The organism is Streptomyces solincola, from assembly GCF_002982015.1.
GTDB classification, from domain to species: domain Bacteria; phylum Actinomycetota; class Actinomycetes; order Streptomycetales; family Streptomycetaceae; genus Streptomyces; species Streptomyces solincola.
This window is the reverse complement of the sequence record NZ_PVLV01000159.1, coordinates 1-17,739: the sequence shown is the minus strand read 5'-3', so window position 1 is coordinate 17,739 and position 17,739 is coordinate 1. Positions and strand designations below refer to the sequence as shown.

General features: G+C 74.6%; 14 protein-coding genes and 1 pseudogene. 11 read left to right on the top strand and 4 right to left on the bottom strand.

Annotation, left to right across the window (positions count from 1 at the left end; all coding sequences use genetic code 11):
* Positions 1 to 391: 391 nt before the first annotated feature.
* Positions 392 to 2,920, bottom strand: a pseudogene (locus C6N75_RS12380) (bifunctional SulP family inorganic anion transporter/carbonic anhydrase); the annotation flags it as partial.
* Positions 2,921 to 3,246: 326 nt separating this feature from the next.
* Here C6N75_RS12380 and C6N75_RS12375 point away from each other — a divergent pair.
* A complete protein-coding gene (locus C6N75_RS12375) occupies positions 3,247 to 4,518 on the top strand; it encodes a polysaccharide deacetylase family protein (RefSeq protein ID WP_105868926.1) in 1,272 nt (423 codons plus the stop codon).
* Positions 4,519 to 4,700: 182 nt separating this feature from the next.
* Here C6N75_RS12375 and C6N75_RS12370 read toward each other — a convergent pair whose 3' ends face one another.
* Positions 4,701 to 5,738 carry an ATP-binding protein gene (locus tag C6N75_RS12370; protein WP_107503744.1) on the bottom strand — a complete coding sequence of 346 codons (1,038 nt, stop codon included), beginning with the start codon at positions 5,736 to 5,738 and terminating at the stop codon, positions 4,701 to 4,703.
* A 155-nt stretch (positions 5,739 to 5,893) separates the two neighbouring features.
* Between C6N75_RS12370 and C6N75_RS12365 the strand changes: the two genes are divergently transcribed.
* Entirely contained in the window at positions 5,894 to 6,742 is an 849-nt protein-coding gene (locus C6N75_RS12365; protein WP_105868925.1) for a Fic family protein, read from the top strand.
* Positions 6,743 to 7,286: 544 nt separating this feature from the next.
* Here C6N75_RS12365 and C6N75_RS12360 read toward each other — a convergent pair.
* A complete protein-coding gene (locus C6N75_RS12360; protein WP_105868924.1) occupies positions 7,287 to 8,120 on the bottom strand; it encodes an HAD family hydrolase in 834 nt (277 codons plus the stop codon).
* A gap of 547 nt (positions 8,121 to 8,667) precedes the next feature.
* On the opposite strand from C6N75_RS12360, the gene ssd reads away from it, so the two are divergent.
* The 7 genes from ssd to C6N75_RS12325 all read left to right on the top strand — a co-directional run bounded on the left by ssd (position 8,668) and on the right by C6N75_RS12325 (position 13,858).
* Positions 8,668 to 9,780 carry a septum site-determining protein Ssd gene (gene ssd, locus C6N75_RS12355; protein ID WP_105868923.1) on the top strand — a complete coding sequence of 371 codons (1,113 nt, stop codon included), beginning with the start codon at positions 8,668 to 8,670 and terminating at the stop codon, positions 9,778 to 9,780.
* Positions 9,777 to 10,928, top strand: a complete 1,152-nt coding sequence (locus tag C6N75_RS12350; RefSeq protein WP_105868922.1) for a TadA family conjugal transfer-associated ATPase — start codon at positions 9,777 to 9,779, stop codon at positions 10,926 to 10,928. The genes ssd and C6N75_RS12350 overlap by 4 nt, the downstream gene beginning before the upstream one ends.
* 95 nt (positions 10,929 to 11,023) lie before the next feature.
* Complete coding sequence (locus tag C6N75_RS12345; RefSeq protein ID WP_258177376.1) at positions 11,024 to 11,863, top strand: type II secretion system F family protein; 840 nt, start codon at positions 11,024 to 11,026, stop codon at positions 11,861 to 11,863.
* A complete protein-coding gene (locus C6N75_RS12340) occupies positions 11,860 to 12,651 on the top strand; it encodes a type II secretion system F family protein (RefSeq protein WP_258177374.1) in 792 nt (263 codons plus the stop codon). Before C6N75_RS12345 ends, C6N75_RS12340 begins: the two co-directional genes overlap by 4 nt.
* A gap of 160 nt (positions 12,652 to 12,811) precedes the next feature.
* On the top strand, positions 12,812 to 13,060 hold the full coding sequence (locus C6N75_RS12335) for a DUF4244 domain-containing protein (RefSeq protein ID WP_105868929.1): 249 nt from the start codon (positions 12,812 to 12,814) through the stop codon (positions 13,058 to 13,060).
* Between the two features lie 118 nt (positions 13,061 to 13,178).
* A complete protein-coding gene (locus tag C6N75_RS12330; protein WP_322888049.1) occupies positions 13,179 to 13,475 on the top strand; it encodes a TadE family type IV pilus minor pilin in 297 nt (98 codons plus the stop codon).
* A complete protein-coding gene (locus C6N75_RS12325; RefSeq protein WP_258177373.1) occupies positions 13,472 to 13,858 on the top strand; it encodes an Rv3654c family TadE-like protein in 387 nt (128 codons plus the stop codon). The genes C6N75_RS12330 and C6N75_RS12325 overlap by 4 nt, the downstream gene beginning before the upstream one ends.
* A gap of 21 nt (positions 13,859 to 13,879) precedes the next feature.
* Here C6N75_RS12325 and C6N75_RS12320 read toward each other — a convergent pair whose 3' ends face one another.
* The gene (locus tag C6N75_RS12320) at positions 13,880 to 16,366 is read right to left on the bottom strand and encodes a DEAD/DEAH box helicase (RefSeq protein ID WP_105868918.1); all 2,487 of its coding nucleotides are present in this window, start codon (positions 16,364 to 16,366) and stop codon (positions 13,880 to 13,882) included.
* Positions 16,367 to 16,445: 79 nt separating this feature from the next.
* Between C6N75_RS12320 and C6N75_RS12315 the strand changes: the two genes are divergently transcribed.
* Positions 16,446 to 16,799: an STAS domain-containing protein gene (locus tag C6N75_RS12315; protein WP_003967428.1), complete on the top strand. Its 354-nt coding sequence runs from the start codon at positions 16,446 to 16,448 to the stop codon at positions 16,797 to 16,799.
* A gap of 374 nt (positions 16,800 to 17,173) precedes the next feature.
* A complete protein-coding gene (locus C6N75_RS12310) occupies positions 17,174 to 17,662 on the top strand; it encodes an ATP-binding protein (RefSeq protein WP_105868917.1) in 489 nt (162 codons plus the stop codon).
* The last annotated feature ends 77 nt before the right edge of the window (positions 17,663 to 17,739 follow it).

Here is a 17,739-nt window from a genome sequence, read left to right as displayed (position 1 = left end):
GGGCCATGGCGGCCACGGCGGCGACGGGGGCCGGCGCCGGAGTCTCCGTGGCCGCCCCGGAGGCCGGTGCGACGGCGGCCACCCGGGTGAACACCAGCTCCGCGCCTCGCGTTCGCCGACTCACCGCCGCGACCGAGTCGGCCGTCCGGGCGGAGGCGGCCACCGCCAGGCCGTCCGGGGCCACCGTCAGCCCGCCGGCGGGCTCGGGAGCCCGCAGTCCGGGCCGACCGGTGGGCCGAGCGGTCGGCTGTGCGGGCCGACCGGTGGGCTCGGCGGTCGACGAGGTGGCGGGCCTGCCGGCCGGTCCGGCGGTCGGGTGGGCGCTCCCCGTCCCCTCGATGTCCGGGTCGATGTCCGGGGCGAGGGCTGGTTCGGCGGCCGACCCGATGTCCGGCTCGGCAGCCGGCCCGACGGCTGGTTCGGGAGTCGGCTCGATGTCCGGTTCGGCGGCCGGGGGGTCGGTGAGGAGGTACGCCTGGGCCTCTGCCACGTGGAAGTAGAGCCCGTGCAGCTCCAGGGTGCCCGCGGCGAGGCGGGCGGCCACCGAGGGGTGGGCCCGCAGGTGCTCCAACTGCTGCACCACGTTGGTGAGGCTGAGTCGTTCGACCGCGTCCGCCGGCGGGCGGCCCGCGATGTGGACGCCGGCCCGCCGGTCGTCCCGCAGCCGGTCGAGACTGGGCGCTCCATGCCGCAGCCAGCGCCGCAAGGGCGTGTCCCGGTCACGGTCTGCCGTGTCCTCGCCCTGGTCCTGGCCCAGGCCGTCCCGGTTCTGGTCCTGGTCTTGGTCCAGCGCGCCCCGGTCCTGGCTCGCCGGCGCGTCCGGGGCGGCGCCGTGTCCGTCGAGCAGGGCCTGCATGGCGCCGCAGCCGGAGTGGCCGCACACGGTGATCGACCGCACCCGCAGGACGTCCACCGCGTATTCGATCGCGGCGGCGACCGAGTCGTCCCCGGTCTCCCGGCCGGGCGGCGGGACGAGGTTGCCCACGTTGCGCACGGTGAACAGGTCGCCCGGTCCGCTCGCCGTGATCATGCTGGTGACCAGGCGGGAGTCCGAGCAGGTGAGGAAGAGCTGCGAGGGCCGTTGGCCCTCCCGGGCCAGCTTCGCCAGCTCCTCGCGCACCAGCGGGGCGGTGTTCCGCTGGAACGAGCGCAGACCGCTGGCCAGTTGGTAGCCGCCCGCGCCCCGGTCGGGCTCGGACGCCGGGTGCGCACCGCAGTGGTGGTTGCGCCATGGCGTCCACGGCCGGCAGCAGGTGGCCCGCCGCCCCGCCGGTTCAGCGATCCGCGCCCCGGCCCGTCCGGTCATCTCCACCTGGCCGCCCCGGGCGGTGTGGGCGGTCTGCCAGTCCTGGAGGGCCTCGTAGGCGGCGTGGTCCATGAAGGAGCCGTCCAGCTCGACCACGACCCGCGCTCCGTGCGGGACCTGGTGCAGGGCACGGCTCAGCCGGGGCACGGCGAGGAAGGTGAGCTGCCCCCGCACCCGTACCCGCTCGACGCCGTCCTGCGTCTCGTGGGTGACCCGGGTCCTGGCCAACCGGCGCATGGCCAGTCCGCCGGCGACGAGGATGCCGATCGCCACGCCCTCCAGGATTCCGACGAGGACGACTCCGGCGACCGTCACCGCGTACACCGGCACCTCGCGGTGGCGGGTGACGTTGCGGATGCGGGCGAAGCTGACCATCTGCACGCCGATGACCATGACGAGCGCGGCGAGCGCCGGCAGCGGGATGAGGTCCAGCACGGGGACCAGGACGAGCGCGGCCAGCACGACCCACAACCCGTGCAGCATCGTGGAGTGCCGGCTGACGGCGCCCGCCGACACGTTGGCCACGCTGCGCACGGCGACGCCGGCGACCGGCAGTCCGCCGAGGGCCCCGGAGACGATGTTGGCCGCGCCCTGGCCGGCGAGCTCCCGGTCGAGGTCGGAGCGCGGGACATGGGTGGCCGGGTCGGGGCGAGCGGCGACCAGCTTGTCCACGGCGACCGCGGACAGCAGCGACTGGACGCTGGTGACCAGGGTGATGGCCAGGACGCCGGTCGCGATGCCGAGCACGGGCCCTTCCGGCAGCCCCGGAAGGGCGTGGTTGGACCAGGAGGGCAGGTCCACCCGGGGCACGGCGATCCCGGCGAGCACCACGAGCAGGGTGGCCGCCGCCACCGCGGCCAGTGCGGCCGGGGCCTTGCGCAGGACGCGGCCGATCCGGCCGCCGAGGCGCGGCCACAGCAGCAGCACGGCGATGGTCACCACGCTGACCGAGAGGGCCGCCGGGTGCAGGTCGGCCAACTGGGCTGGAAGCTGCGCGACGTTGGCGACGGCCGAGCTCTGCGGTGTGCCGCCGAGCACCACGTGGAGCTGGGCGAGGGCGATGGTGACACCGATTCCGGCCAGCATGCCGTGCACGATCGCCGGTGACACGGCGAGCGCCGAGCGGGCGACCCGCAGTGCCGACAGGCAGATCTGGGCGAGTCCGGCCAGCACCGTGATGGCGCAGGTGGTGCGCCAGCCGTAGCGCTGGATCAGATCGGCGGTGACCAGCGTCAGTCCGGCCGCGGGGCCGCTGACCTGGAGGGGCGACCCGCCGAACCGGCCGGCCACCAGCCCGCCGACGGCCGCGGCGACCAGGCCGGCCTGGAGCGGCGCGCTGGTGGCGAGGGCGATGCCGAGGGAGAGCGGCAGGGCGATGAGGAAGACCGCGATGGATGCGGACACGTCCACGCCTCGCACCGGGAAGCGGCCGCGCGGCGCGGGGAAGCGGCCGCCTCCCTCGGGCGGGCGCTCCGCGCGCGGCGGCCGGCCGTCCTGCCGGCCGCCCCCGGCGCCGTACGCCCGTCGGAGGCGATGGCCATGGCCCCGGAGGCGGGAAGAGGCGGGCACGGGCCGTCCGATGCGGTCGGTCCGTGCCGGGATGCAGGCGGTCATGAGTCCGTCTCCTCCGGGTCGGCGCGGGCGCTGATGGGCAGTCGACCGCTCGCCCGTCCCTGATCGGTGCGTCAGGAGCGATCGGTCGTCGTGCTGTGGGATCTCCCATGCCGGTCCAGGACACGGGGGACAGTGCAAACTCTGCGTAAATTGACAGTAATGGAGAGTAAAGACTCCGCCAATATATTCGAGGCATATCGAGCGATCTTTCACCCGATGCAGTGATTAGTACGCCTAGTACGGCTTGTCGTATCTTCCTTTCATCGGTCCGGGTGTGACGGTGACGGCGCTCGCAGACCCCCTGGACCAAGAAGGGTGGGCGGACCATGGCCGCCACGAAGAGGATCACTGTCGGCGCTGCCGTCGTGGCGCTGACCGCCGGCCTGGCCGGCTGCAGCGCCCTCGGCGGCACCGCCACCGAAGGCGCGGCGGGGCCGAGGAAGGCCGCGCCGCCCAAGAACGTCGTACGGCTGATCGGTGACGGCTCGACCGCCTTCACCGGCGCCCAGCCGGGGCTGCGCAAGCCGGAGCGCCTGGCTCCCGGTCAGAAGCCGCCCCAGTTCGTGGTGTTCTCCTGGGACGGCGCGGGCGAGGACAGCCAGAAGCTGTTCTCGCACTTCCGCAAGGTCGGCAAGAAGCACGGCGCGACCATGACGTACTTCCTCAGCGGCGTGTACCTGCTGCCGGAGGACAAGTCCACCCTCTACGACCCGCCCGGCCATTCCCCCGGCCGTTCCGACATCGGCTTCAACGACACCGAGGGCATCCGTGCCACGGTGCGGGAGTTGCGGGGCGCCTGGCAGGAGGGCAACGAGATCGGCACCCACTTCAACGGCCACTTCTGCGGCCCGGAGAGCGGAGTCGGCACCTGGTCCGTGGAGGACTGGAAGAGCGAGATCACGCAGGCCAAGGCGTTCGTGAAGAAGTGGAAGACCAACGCCGGCCTGGGCGCGGAGAGCCCGCTGCCGTTCGACTACGACAAGGAGCTCATCGGGGCCCGCACGCCGTGCCTGGAGGGCCGCAAGAACTTCGTGCAGGCGGCCAGCGACCTCGGCTGGCGGTACGACACCAGCGGCGTCAACAACCAGGTGTGGCCCGGAAAGGACCACGGTCTGTGGGACCTGTCGCTCCAGATGATCCCGATCCCCGGGCGCAGCTTCGAGACGCTCTCCATGGACTACAACTTCATGGTGAACCAGTCGGGCACCACCAAGGGCGACCCCTCGATGCACCAGGAGTGGGGCGACCAGTTCCGCGACGGGATGCTGGAGGCGTTCGACCGGGCGTACGACGGCAACCGCGCGCCCCTGGTGATCGGCAACCACTTCGAGTCGTGGAACGGCCAGACGTACATGCGGGCCATCGAGGAGACCATCGCCAAGGTCTGCGGCAAGACCGACGTGCGGTGCGTGTCGTTCCGCCAGCTCGCCGACTGGCTGGACGCGCAGGACCCGGCCCAGTTGGCCAAGCTGCGCACGCTGAAGGTCGGTGAGGCCCCGAAGGCGGGCTGGCCGGCGTTCCTCGCCGCCCAGCCCGCCTCCTCGGCCCGCCCGTCCTCGCCCGCCACGCCCTCCGCCAAGCCCGCGTCGGCCACCTGACAAGCCACGGAAGCCGGACGGCCCGGCCCGCGATCCGCGGGCCGGGCCCGGCTGCTTAGGCGGCCTCGGCTTCTCGGCTGTTTCGGCTTCTCGGCGGCCTCGGCTTCTCGGCTGGCCCGGCGCCTCGGCAGCTCGGCTGTCTCCGTCACGGCTGCGCCGGCGGAAGGGTGTGTCCTGCCCGGTCAGACGTGCTGGGTGGCACCCGCGCCCGCCGCTGCGGGCGCGAACGCGCCGGGCTGCCCGGGGCCGGTCCGCAGCCCCTCGTGCAGGACGAAGCCGGGGTCGACCTGCGCCGCCAGGTCGGTCCCGGTCCGCGCGTTGCCCCAGCTCTCGGCGTTCCGCAGGTGGAAGTGGACCATCTGCCGGGTGTACCGCTCCCAGTCGCGGGTGCGGTACGAGCCGTCCGCGGCCTTGCGCAGGGCGCCCAGTGCACGCCGGTCCGCCTCCGCCAGCAGGGCGAACGGCGCGGAGCGGCCCTTCTCCATGGCCCGCACCCAGTCCGACTGGCCGACCGTCACCAGCAGGTCGTCACCCACCTCCTCGCGCAGGAACTCGACGTCGTCCGGGCCCTGCACCTTGTTGCCCACGACCCGCAGCGCGACGCCGTAGTCCCGGGCGTACTCCTTGTACTGCCGGTAGACGGAGACGCCCTTGCGGGTCGGCTCGGCGACGAGGAACGTCATGTCGAAGCGGGTGAACATGCCGGACGCGAACGAGTCCGAGCCCGCCGTCATGTCCACCACCACGTACTCGTCCGCCCCGTCGACCAGGTGGTTCAGGCACAGCTCCACCGCGCCGACCTTCGAGTGGTAGCAGGCCACCCCCAGGTCCGACTCGGTGAACGGCCCCGTCGCCATCAGGGTGACCTCGCCGCCGTCCAGTCGTACGGGCCGGGCGCAGGCCGCGAAGACGGGATTGTCCTCGCCCACCCGCAGCAGCCGCGACCCCTCGCCGGGCGGGGTGGTCTTGATCATCGCGTCGGCGGAGGCGATACGGGGGTTGGCGCCGCGCAGGTAGTCCTTGATGAGCGGCAGGTGCGCGCCCATGGCCGGCAGGGCGGCCGCCGCGGCCTCGTCGAGGCCGAGCGCGACCCCCAGGTGCTGGTTGATGTCGGCGTCCACCGCGACGACCGGCGCGCCCGCGGCTGCGAGGTGGCGGATGAAGAGCGAGGAGAGCGTGGTCTTGCCACTGCCGCCCTTGCCCACGAAAGCGATCTTCATGTTCAAAAAGGGTAGCGCTCCGTAGCGCTGCGCGTGCGCTTTGCGGTCGATCGCCGGTTCCGCGCCCAACATCCGCTCGTCATCCGGTATGAGGAACGCCACTGTCGGGCCGGGCGGTGCGGAGCGCCGCGGGCGGGCGCGTAGCCTCGCTGGCTATGAGTACGAACGCCGCTGACCCGCTGGCCGCCCTGGCGTCCCTGCCCGGTGTCCCGGAGGCCGTGGACTCGGTACGCACGGCCGTGGACCGCGTCTACGGCCACCGGGTGATGCGCCGCCGCAGCCACGAGGTGACCTCGGAGGCGGCCCTGCGCGGCGCGCGGGCCTCGGCGGCGCTGTCCGGCGCGGACTGGGCCCTGGAGGAGGTGCGCCGGCGCACCGACTTCGGCGGCGATCCGGAGGCGCGCACGGTCGGCGCGGCCCTGCGGCTGGGTGCCGAGGCCGGTCAACTGCTCTCCATCTGGCGGCAGTCGCCGCTTCGGGTGCTGGCGCGGCTGCACCTGGTGGCCGCCGCCGACTCCGCGGCCGGCGCCCCGGCCTCCGGGCCGGCTTCCGGCGCCATCGGGCGTCCCCGTCAGGCGGGGGAGGGCGTCGAGGAGCCGCTGATCGAGGCCCCGCTGCCGGACGCCGCCGAGATGGCCGGCCGGCTGGAGGGCCTGTCCGGGCTGATCGTCGCCGGTGGCGAGGCGCCCGCCCTGGTCACCGCCGCGGTGGTGCACGGCGAGCTGCTCGCGCTGCGCCCCTTCGCCACCCGCAACGGACTGGTGGCGCGAACCGCGGAGCGGATCGTGCTGATCGGCAGCGGTCTGGACCCGAAAGCCATCTGCCCGGCCGAGGTCGGGCACGCCGAGCAGGGCCGCGCGGCGTACGTGGCCGCGTTCGAGGGGTATCTGTCGGGCACTCCGGACGGGATGGCCGCCTGGATCGCCCACTGCGGCCGGGCCGTCGAGCTGGGCGTGCGGGAGTCCACCGCGGTCTGCGAGGCGCTTCAGCGCGGCGCGGCCTGAGCCGGAGCGGCGCGGGGGCGGACACGGAGACGCGCGCCGCGGACGCGGAAGCGGGGGCAGCGCGGCGCCAACGCGGAAGCGGAGGCAGCGCGTCGCGGCGGCGGAAACGGAGACGAGAAGGGGTGCGGCGGTACCGGTGACCGGTACCGCCGCTGGCACGTCCGCCGAGTTACCAAGCGTCCTCGATATGTGCCCATCAGGCCGGGTGCTTCGCCCGTGGCCTGGTGCGGCTGGCCCGTAATCGACGGGTCGACGTCGCGTGGGTGCTCAGTTTCCGTGCTGTTCGGTCCGTGGGGCCTTCTTGCTCAACAGGTGATCCTCTCGGATGTCCTTGGTCTCGCGGGCCGTTAGTTCCTTTGTACTCCCGTCCCGCCCGATGCGAAACCCCTGGCTCCGGTTTCGGCCTTCCGGCGGGCTTGACCCGGTTTCGCCCCTGGTTCGGGCGCCTTCCCGATCAGGGCGTCGTCCCTGGCCCGCTCGCGCCCGGAAGCCCGTCTCGGATCCCGTCTCGAATCTTGTCTCGGATCCCGTCTCGGGACCCTTTCTAGGCGGACTGCCGCCGTCTCGCGGCGTACCAGACCAGGCCCGCGGTGGCGGCCGCCGCGCTCACGGCGGCCGCGGCGACGACGAGCGCCGGTCGCGGCGGCATCCGGAAGGCGGGCAGCCGCTGCTTGAGGCGCACCGGGCGGTTGAAGACCAGGACGGGCCAGTCCCGCGCCGTGGCCGCCCGCCGCAGGGCGCGGTCGGGGTTGACCGCGTACGGGTGGCCGACGGCCTCCAGCATCGGCAGGTCGGTGGCCGAGTCGCTGTAGGCGTAGCAACGCGCCAGGTCGTACCCCTCGGCCTCGGCCAGCTCGCGGACGGCCTCCGCCTTCGTCGGGCCGTACGCGTAGTACTCCACCTCGCCGGTGAAGCGGCCGTCCTCGCCGACGACCATGCGGGTGGCCACCACGCGGTCCGCGCCGAGCAGCGCGCCGATGGGCTCGACCACCTCGGCGCCGGAGGTGGAGACGATCACGACGTCGCGGCCGGCGGCGTGGTGCTCCTCGATGAGGGAGGCTGCCTCGTCGTAGATGATCGGGTCGATGAGGTCGTGCAGCGTCTCGGCGACCAGCTCCTTCACCTGCCGGACGTCCCAGCCCTTGCAGAGTGCGGAGAGGTACGCGCGCATGCGCTCCATCTGCTCGTGGTCGGCGCCGCCGGCCAGGAACACGAACTGGATGTAGGCGGTCCGCAGGACGGCCCTGCGGTTGATCAGGCCGCCCTGGTAGAAGGACTTGCTGAAGGTCAGCGTCGACGACTTCGCAATGACCGTCTTGTCCAGGTCGAAGAACGCCGCGGTGCGGGGTGAGGAGTGGTTTTCCACGGCTCTGAGCATAGGTGCCCGCCATTCGGCGTACGCTGGGGCGTGTGGGTTTGCCTGAGAAGGCTCTCGGGTACACCATGGAAGTCACGGATCGTTCGCGACCGTGCTAACCCGGACCGGCTCCTCCCCCCCCGAGTCGGCCGGAGAGACGACCCCCGCTCTCCCCCCCGGCGGGGGTCGTCGCATGTCCGGGCACATGTGGGCCGGGCACGGCCGCTGTGGACCACGCATCGGTGACCCCTCTCGCACTGCGGGCACGGATGTGCCCGACGACGTCCTTCGTCACTCAGTGTAGCGATCGGGTGGCGCTGGGGAAGTCGCTGGTATGGGCGACGGGGATATTCACAACAGGTGAGTTGTCCACAGTTATTCACCAAGATCCACTCAATTCCCGGTCGCCGTGCACGCTGAATCCCGCGGCGAAGTCCGAGCCCCGGGGAATGGCTGATCTCCTTCCGGATCCGGGCCGCCGCTCATGCCGCACCGGACGCTTCCGCGCACCCCGCACTCGCACCAGCGGAGCGCGGGAGCGAGAGGAAGCACGACGAAGGGGGACACCATGACGGGGACCATGGCGGCCGAGCAGAACACGGCCGCGGGAGGGCGACGGGCCGGCCCGCTGATCGTGACCGAGGACGCCGGACTGCTCGACGACCTGCTCCGGCTGTGCGCCGCCGCGGGCGTCCATCCGGAGGTCTACCACTCGCTCCCCGAGCGGCGGGCGAGCTGGGACGCGGCGCCGCTGATCCTGGTCGGGGACGATGCCGCCGCACGCTGCCGCGGCGCCACCCGCCGCAGCGGCGTCCTGCTGGTCGGCCGGGACGCCGGCCAGGAGAACGACCCCGCGGTCTGGCGCCGTGCCGTGGAGATCGGGGCGGACTGCGTCCTGCGGCTGCCCGACGCCGAAGGCTGGTTGGTGGACCGGATCGCTGACGTGGCGGAGGGCGCGGGAAGCCGGGCCCTGACGGTCGGGGTGATCGGCGGCAGCGGGGGCGCCGGAGCGTCCACGCTGGCCTGCGCCCTGGCGGTCACCGCCGCCCGCGAGGGCAGGCGCACCATACTGGTGGACGCCGACCCGCTGGGCGGCGGACTCGACGTACTGCTCGGCGGTGAACAGGCGGAAGGACTGCGCTGGCCGGACTTCGCCGCCTCCAAGGGCCGGGTGGCCGCCGGCGCGCTGGAGGAGTCGCTGCCGGCCCTGCGCGGGCTGCGGCTGCTGAGCTGGGACCGCGGCGACGCGGTGGCCATCGCACCCGAGGCGATGCGGTCGGTGCTGGCGGCCGCCCGGCGGCGCGGCGGCGTGGTGGTCGTGGACCTGCCCCGGCGGATCGACGACGCGGCGGCCGAGGCGCTGGCCCACCTGGATCTGGCGCTGCTCATGGTGTCCGGGGGCCTGCGGGCCGTCGCCGGCGCACGGCGGGTCGCCTCGCTGGCCGGGATGGTCGTCCGCGACCTGCGCGTCGTGGTGCGCGGACCGTACGCGGCGGGGGTGGACGAGGAGTGGATCGCCGGCGCCCTCGGGCTGCCGCTCGCCGGCGAAGTGCCCCTCGAGCCCGGCCTGCCGGCCGCCCTGGACGCGGGAGAGGTCCCCGGCGAGAGCCCGCGCGGCCCGCTCGGACGCTTCGCCTCGGCCTTCTGGGAGCGTGCCCTGCCCGCGGAGGCGGTCTCATGACGACGGCCTTGCTGGAGGCGGTGCGCCGGCGGCTGGTGGAGAGCGGGGCGGACCCCACACCGGCGGGGGTGGCGGCCGCGCTGCGGGCCCAGGGCAAGCTGCTCGGCGACACGGAGGTGCTGGGCGCCGCCGAGCAGTTGCGGTGCGAACTGGTCGGCACGGGGCCGCTGGAACCGCTGCTCGTCGACCCGGCCGTCACCGATGTGCTGGTGTCGGCGCCGGACCGGGTCTGGGTGGACCGGGGTGCGGGCCTGGAGCTGTCACCCGTGGTCTTCCCCGACGCGGCGGCCGTCCGCAGGCTGGCCCAGCGGCTGGCCGGAGCGGCCGGCCGGCGGCTGGACGACGCCCGGCCCTGGGTCGACGCCCGGCTGCCGGACGGCACCAGGATGCACGCGGTGCTGCCGCCGGTGGCGGTGGACTCGACCTGCCTGTCGCTGCGGGTGGTGCGCCCCCGGGCGTTCAGCCTCGCCGAGCTGACGGCCGCCGGCACGGTGCCGCCTGGCGGCGAGCGCTACTTGCGGGCGCTGATCGACGCCCGGATCTCCTTCCTGGTGAGCGGCGGTACGGGATCGGGCAAGACCACACTGCTGGCCTGCCTGCTCGGCCTGGTCGGCGAGCGTGAGCGGATCGTGCTGGCCGAGGACTCCGCGGAGTTGCGGCCCGCCCATCCCCATGTGGTGCGCCTGGAGGCCCGGCCGCCGAACCAGGAGGGCGCCGGGCTCGTCACCCTGCGGGACCTGGTGCGCCAGGCGCTGCGCATGCGGCCGGACCGGCTGGTGGTGGGCGAGGTCCGCGGCCCCGAGGCGGTGGATCTGCTGGCCGCGCTCAATACCGGGCACGAGGGCGGCTGCGGCACGGTGCACGCCAACACCGCGGCCGACGTGCCTGCCCGGCTTGAGGCCCTGGGCATGGCGGCGGGCCTGGACCGCGCGGCCCTGCACAGCCAACTGGCGGCGGGACTCGCGGTCGTGCTGCACCTGGTGCGCGACCGGGACGGGCGGCGGCGCGTCGCCGAGCTGCACGTCCTGGAGCGGGACCGCCGAGGCCTGGTCGCCACCGTGCCAGCGCTGAGCTGGGACGTCGGCGGCTTCCGGCACGAGCGCGGCTGGGAGCGCCTGCGGACGCTGCTCGGAGGTACGGCATGGTGACCGCGCAGATCGACGGGGCGGGCCTCGCGCTCCTCGCCGGGGCCGGCCTGGCGGACCTGGACGGCGGGGCGGTGGGACGGACGGTGTGCGCCGCGATGTGCGCCGTCGCCGCCGCCTGGCTGGCGCTGGACCGGGCCCGCGGACGGCGACGGGCGGTGCTGCTCTTCGCCGGCCCCGGCACGGCCGGCCCGGCGGCGTCTGCGCCGGACCGGCCGTGGACGGAGCAGTGGCGGCGCTGGTGGCTGGCCCTGAAGGCGCGACCGCAGTGGCTGTGCCTGCCGGCCGGCGCGATCGTGGCAGCGGCCGGTGCGTCCCCCGTCCCCCTCATCGCCGGCGCCGTCGCCGTGCCGCTGGTCGGCAGGCGGTTACGGGCCAGGGAGCGGGCGGAGCAGGAGCGGCGGCGGGCCGACGCGGTGGTCGCCGTGTGCGCCGCGATCGCCGGTGAGCTGCGCGCGGGCTCGCAGCCGGCTGCCGCCCTGCGCTGGGCGGCCCGGTCGGCGGAGGCGCTCGGCCCCGAGCAGGCGGCGGTGCTGGCCGCCGCCCGGTTCGGCGGCGACGTGCCGGAGGCCCTGCGCCGGGCGGCCCGCACGGACGGTGCCGGCGGACTGGCCGGGGTGGCCGCCTGCTGGCAGGTGGCCGTCGACGGCGGAGCGGGCATGGCCGCCGGACTGGACCGCCTGGAGACCGCACTGCGCGAGCACCGCGACCAGCAGGAGCGGCTGCGCGCCCAACTGGCGGGCGCCTGGGCGACGGCCACCCTGCTCGCCGTACTGCCCGCGGCGGGTCTGGCCATGGGCTGGGCCCTGGGAGCCGACCCGCTGCGGGTCCTGCTGCACACCCCGGCGGGCCTGGTCTGCCTCGTGACGGGCGGTGCCCTGGAAGCCGCCGGACTGTGGTGGGCCGCCCGGCTGGTGCGCGGGGCGCAGTCGCCGTGAGGGCCACTGTGGACGGGCTCGGCACGGGCGTGGCGGTGCTGGCCGGGGCAATCTGGGCATGGTGGAGCTTCGCCGCCCACCGCCGTCGCCACCAGGTGCGGCGCCGGCTGGCCGCACTGACCGGAACGACCCCCGGGCGTCCCCCCGGCCGGGCGGCAGCCGCTGGTCGGTGGCACGCCGATTCACCTTCGCGCCGGCGGGCGGTACGCGACTGGGTGGCGCCCCTGGGCGCGGCGCTCACCGCCTGGGCGCTGGTCGGCGGACTGCCCGGCTGCGCCGCGGGGGCGGCGGCCGCCTACGGGGTGCGGCGACGGCAGCGGCGCCCCCGGCCGCCCGGCGCGGCGGAGGAGGAGGCCGGCGCACGCCAACTGCCGCTTGTGGCCGACCTGCTGGCGTCCTGTCTCGCCGCCGGGGCGAGCCCCCAGGAGGCAGCGGCGGCAGTCGGCGCGTCACTGGACGGTCCGGCGGCCCGGCGGCTCGCCCGGGCGGCGGCCGAGCTGCGCCTGGGCGGCGAGCCCGCCGAGGTGTGGGGCCGCTTCGGCGAGCTGCGCGGCGCCCGTCCGCTGGCCCGCTGCCTGGAACGCGCCGGCGCCTCGGGCGCGCCGGCCGCCGAGGCGGTCGCCAGGCTGGCGACGGCACTCCGCGCCGAACAGGCCCGAGCCGCGGAAGCCCGTGGGCGACGGGCGCAGGTCCTGATCACGGCCCCGGTGGGCCTGTGCTTCCTCCCCGCGTTCCTCGCGGTCGGGGTGGCGCCGGTCGTCATCGGCCTGGCGAGCGCCCTGCTGTGATCGCGGCCCCTCGGCCCCCGCCGACACAGCGGCCCGAGGAACAGCACCGCGAACCCATGCGGAAGCAGCGGTGCGAACCGCGGAACACCGTACGGATTTCAGACCGACACACAGGATGCGTGACCGCGCTGCGGCACGACGACTCACGGAGGTGGAGACCATGGAGACGACGACCATGCGGGAGAGCCGGACCGCGACGGCCCGGCGACGACCGTCCCCGCATCGCCGGCTGCGGCTGTTCCTGAGGCAGCGGCTGCGGCAGGACCAAGGGATGACGACGTCCGAGTACGCGATGGGCACGATCGCCGCCTGCGGCTTCGCGGCCGTGCTCTACAAGATCGTGAACAGTGACGTCGTGTCCAGCGGCCTTCAGTCGGTGATCGGCAGGGCCCTCGATGCCTCCTTCTGAGCGGTCGGGCGAAAGCCGTGCGGGGCCGTCGGGCGCGTCGGCGTATGGCCGCGGCAGGGGCCGTGCCGCCGGCGACCGGGGGTTCGTCACCGCCGAGGCGGCCGTCGTCCTGCCGGTGATGGCGCTCTTCACGATGGCCCTGGTGTGGACGCTCGCCGCGGTCGCCGCCAAGATCCAGTGCGTGGACGCGGCCCGCGCCGGTGCGAGGGCGGCGGCCCGGTCCGAGTCGCCGGCGGCGGTCGAGGCCGCCGCCCGATCGGCGGCCCCGCGAAACGCCCGGGTGACGGTGCGCCGGACGGACGACCTGTGGCGGGTACGGGTGTGGGCGCCGGCCCCGGGCCCCGACTTTCCCGCGGTGACCCTCAGCGCGCAGGCCGCCGCGCTGGCCGAGGACTCGATGGGGGTGCCGCCGTGACCGTGGGCTGCGCCCGCCGCGACCGCGACCGCGGTTCGGCCACGGTGTGGACGGCGCTGACAGCCACCGCGCTGTGCGCGGTCTTCGCCGTGGTGCTGGCCCTCGGGCAGGCCGTCGCCGCCAAGCACCGGGCCGGCGGCGCGGCGGACCTGGCAGCCCTCGCGGCGGCCGACCGGGCACTGCGCGGTCCCGCCGAGGCGTGCGCCGCGGCCGGCAGGATCGCCCGGGCCCAGGGCACTGAGCTCGCCCGGTGCGTCCTGCACGGCGAGGTCGCCGAGGTGGAGGTCCGGGCGCGGTTCGGACCGTACGCCCCCATGGTCAGGTCCCGCGCCGGACCGCCGGCCCGCGCCGCCCCGGCCCCGGGGGCTATCGGCGGGCCCTGAGGCCGCCGAGCCTCCCGGCTGCTACCGGCTCCCGGTGTCCGCCGACTCCTCCGGCAGGTCCTCGGGGGCTCCGCGGAGGAGTTCGGTGAGGAGGCGGACGGCGCCGCGCTTGTGCAGGGGGTCGTTGCCGTTGCCGCACTTGGGGGACTGGATGCAGGAGGGGCAGCCGGCGTCGCACTCGCAGGAGGCGATGGCGTCACGGGTCGCGGTCAGCCACTCGCGGGCGGTGCGGAAGGCCCGTTCGGCGAAGCCGGCGCCGCCCGGGTGCCCGTCGTACACGAAGACGGTCGGCAGCAGGGTGTCCGGGTGCAGCGGCACCGACACCCCGCCGATGTCCCACCGGTCGCAGGTGGCGAAGAGCGGAAGGAGGCCGATGGAGGCGTGTTCCGCGGCGTGCAGAGCGCCGCCCAGCTGTTCCGGGTTCACCCGGGCGGCGTCGAGCTGGTCCTCGGTGACGGTCCACCACACGGCGCGGGTGCGCAGGGTGCGGGGCGGCAGGTCCAGCTTGGTCTCGCCGAGCACCTCACCCGTGATCAGCCGGCGGCGCAGGAAGGAGACGACCTGGTTGGTCACCTCGACCGAGCCGTAGCAGAGCCGGCCGGCCCCCCAGGGGATCTCGGTGTCGGTCTCCAGCACGGAGATGGCCGTGGTGTCGCGGGCGGTGGTGGAGTACGGCGGACTGGCCTCCTCCACCAGGGCGACGGACTCCTTCAGGTCCAGCCGCCGCACCAGATAGGTGCTGCCCATGTGCAGGTGCACCGCGCCCTCGTGGACCGAGGCGTGCGAGGCCGCCTCGTCGACGGTGCCGAGCAGCCGCCCCGTACCGGACTCGACGATCTGCACCGGGCTGCCGCCAGCGCCGCGGATGTCGGCCAGGTCGGCGGCGCGCTCCCGCCGGGTCCAGTACCAGCCGGAGGACCGCCGCCGCAGCAGGCCCGCCGCTTCGAGCTGGGGCAGCAGGGCGGCCGTCTCCGGGCCGAACAGCTCCAGGTCGGTCTCGGTCAGCGGCAACTCGGCCGCGGCCGCGCACAGATGGGGGGCGAGGACGTAGGGGTTGTCCGGGTCCAGCACGGTCGACTCGACCGGGCGGCGGAACAGCGCCTCGGGGTGGTGCACCAGGAAGGTGTCCAGCGGGTCGTCCCGGGCCACCAGCACGGCCAGGGCGCCCTGGCCGGAGCGCCCGGCCCGGCCGGCCTGCTGCCACAGCGAGGCCCGGGTGCCCGGGTAGCCGGCGATCACCACGGCGTCCAGCCCCGACACGTCGATGCCCAGCTCCAGGGCGGTGGTGGCGGCCAGGCCCAGCAGCTCGCCGGAGTGCAGGGCGCGCTCCAGGGCCCGGCGCTCCTCGGGGAGGTAGCCGCCCCGGTAGGCGGCCACCCGCGGCGGTAGCGACCGGTCCACCTCGGCCAGGCGCTCCTTGGCGATGACGGAGATCAGCTCCGCCCCGCGCCGCGAGCGCACGAACGCCACCGAGCGGACGCCCTGGACGGTCAGGTCGGTGAGCAGGTCGGCGGTCTCGGCGGTCGCGGTCCGGCGTACCGGTGCGCCCTGCTCGCCCTCCAGTTCGGTGAGCGGGGGCTCCCAGAGGGCGAAGACCAGCTCACCGCGGGGCGAGGCGTCGTCGGCCACCTCGGTGACCGGCAGTCCGGTCAGCCGGCCGGCCGACCCGCCGGGCTCGGCGGAGGTGGCGGAGGCCAGCAGGAAGACCGGAGAGGAGCCGTACCGCTCGCACACCCGGCGCAGCCGCCGTAGCACCTGGGCGACGTGTGAGCCGAAGACGCCGCGGTAGGTGTGGCACTCGTCGATCACCACGTAGCGCAGGGCGCGCAGGAAGGAGGACCAGCGGGGATGGGCGGGGAGGATGCCCCGGTGCAGCATGTCGGGGTTGGTGAGCACGTAGTTCGCGTACTGGCGGACCCACTCGCGTTCCTCCACGGGCGTGTCCCCGTCGTACACGGCGGGCCGGATCCGGTTGCCCAGCGGGGCGGCCAGCGAGCGGACCGAGCGGCGCTGGTCGGCGGCGAGCGCCTTGGTGGGGGAGAGGTACAGCGCGGTCGCCCCCCGCCCGTTGGCCGCCTCGGAGCCGTCCAGCAGCGTGGACAGCACGGGCGCCAGGTAGGCCAGTGACTTGCCGGAGGCGGTGCCGGTCGCGATCACCACGGACCGTCCGTCCAGCGCGAGCCCGGCGGCTTCCGCCTGGTGGGCCCAGGGGTGCTCGATCCCGCAGTCGCGGATGGCGGCGATCACTTCGGGGCGGACCCGGTCCGGCCACACGGCATGCCTGCCCGTTCGCGGGGGCAGGTGCTCCGTATGAGTGATGCGCGTAGCCCGGTTCACCCCTGCGGTGAGCCGGTCGAGGACCTCGCCGGGGGAGGGACGAAGGTCCCGGGTCCCGGCGGGTCGACTGGGGCGCTGATTCATGGCCATCGGCACCGAGTGTGTCACCGGCGTGACGGACAATGGGCCCAAGGCGTCGTGCACGCCTGTTGGTAAGTGATTGAATGCCATCGCGGCTGGCGATCCGCCCTCCGGCTCCGTCCCGGAGACCGAGGGGCCGACCGCTCGATAGCAAGGTGCTGGAGGACTCGTGGACCTGTCCCTGTCGACTCGCAATGTGTCCGGCCCTGGCGGCGACCGCACGGTCGTCGAGGTCGGTGGCGAGATTGATGTGTATACCGCGCCGAAGCTGCGCGAGCAGTTGGTCGAGTTGGTGAACGACGGCAGCTACCACCTGGTCGTCGACATGGAAGGCGTGGACTTCCTCGACTCGACCGGTCTCGGCGTTCTGGTGGGTGGCCTGAAGCGCGTGCGTGCGCATGAGGGCTCGCTGCGTCTGGTCTGCAACCAGGAGCGCATTCTCAAGATCTTCCGGATCACCGGACTGACGAAGGTCTTCCCGATCCACACCACGGTCGACGAAGCGGTCGCGGCGACGGACTGACGCGGGGCCGACGCGCCCGACTGACGCGTACGGCCGGGTCGTCTTGTCGGGCCGGCCGCCGAGTGCCTGCCGGGCGCGTGGATCCGCCCGGCGCGCACTCTCCGGCGCCATGGTCGGCGACCGCGTCGTCCGGAAGCGCGGCAGGGCACGTCCGCCGGTCCCCGGTCCGGCGGACGTGCCGACCGGGGCCGGTGGTGATCGATCCGGTCCCCGCCGGCGGTACGTTCGGGTGTACGCGCGCTCCTACGCACACGTGTGCGGGCGGTGGGCGCGCGTACAGCTGAAGGAACGGCCGGGAATCTGGGAATGGGCAGGGGTACCGGGCATCCAGCCCGGTCCGCTGAGAGCACACTCGCACGCCCGAGGGGGACCGTATGGCCACCGTTGAACTCCGCTTCAGCGCTCAGCCCGAACACGTCAGGACCGCCCGGTTGGTGGCGGCCGCGGTGGCGCGTCGCGCCGGAGTCGACGAAGCCGTACTGGACGAGGTCCGCCTCGCGGTCGGCGAGGCCTGCTCGCGCGCGGTCGGCCTGCACCGCAGCAACGACGTGACGGAACCCGTACGGGTGCGGCTCACCGAGGAGGAGAAGACCTTCTCGATCGAGGTCGGTGACGGGGTGCCCGGCGCGGGGGTGGCCGCGGCGGACGCCGCCGGGGTGCCCGGCACCCGTACCGCTGCCCCGGACACCGGCTTCGACGACGCGGAGGGCGAGGACCAGATGGGCCTCGCCGTCATCAGCGGGCTGGTGGACGACGTGGAGGTCTCCGCCGGCGAGAGCGGCGGCGTGATCCGGATGACCTGGCCGGTCACCCCGGACGCCGGACTCCCCGGCGCCGCCGACACGGCGGCCCCCGCCCTCTGACGCGGCAGTAGGAAGAAAGCGGCACCCGAATCCGGGTGCCGCTTCGGCATGCCGGGGTGGGGTGGTCGCGGCGGCGG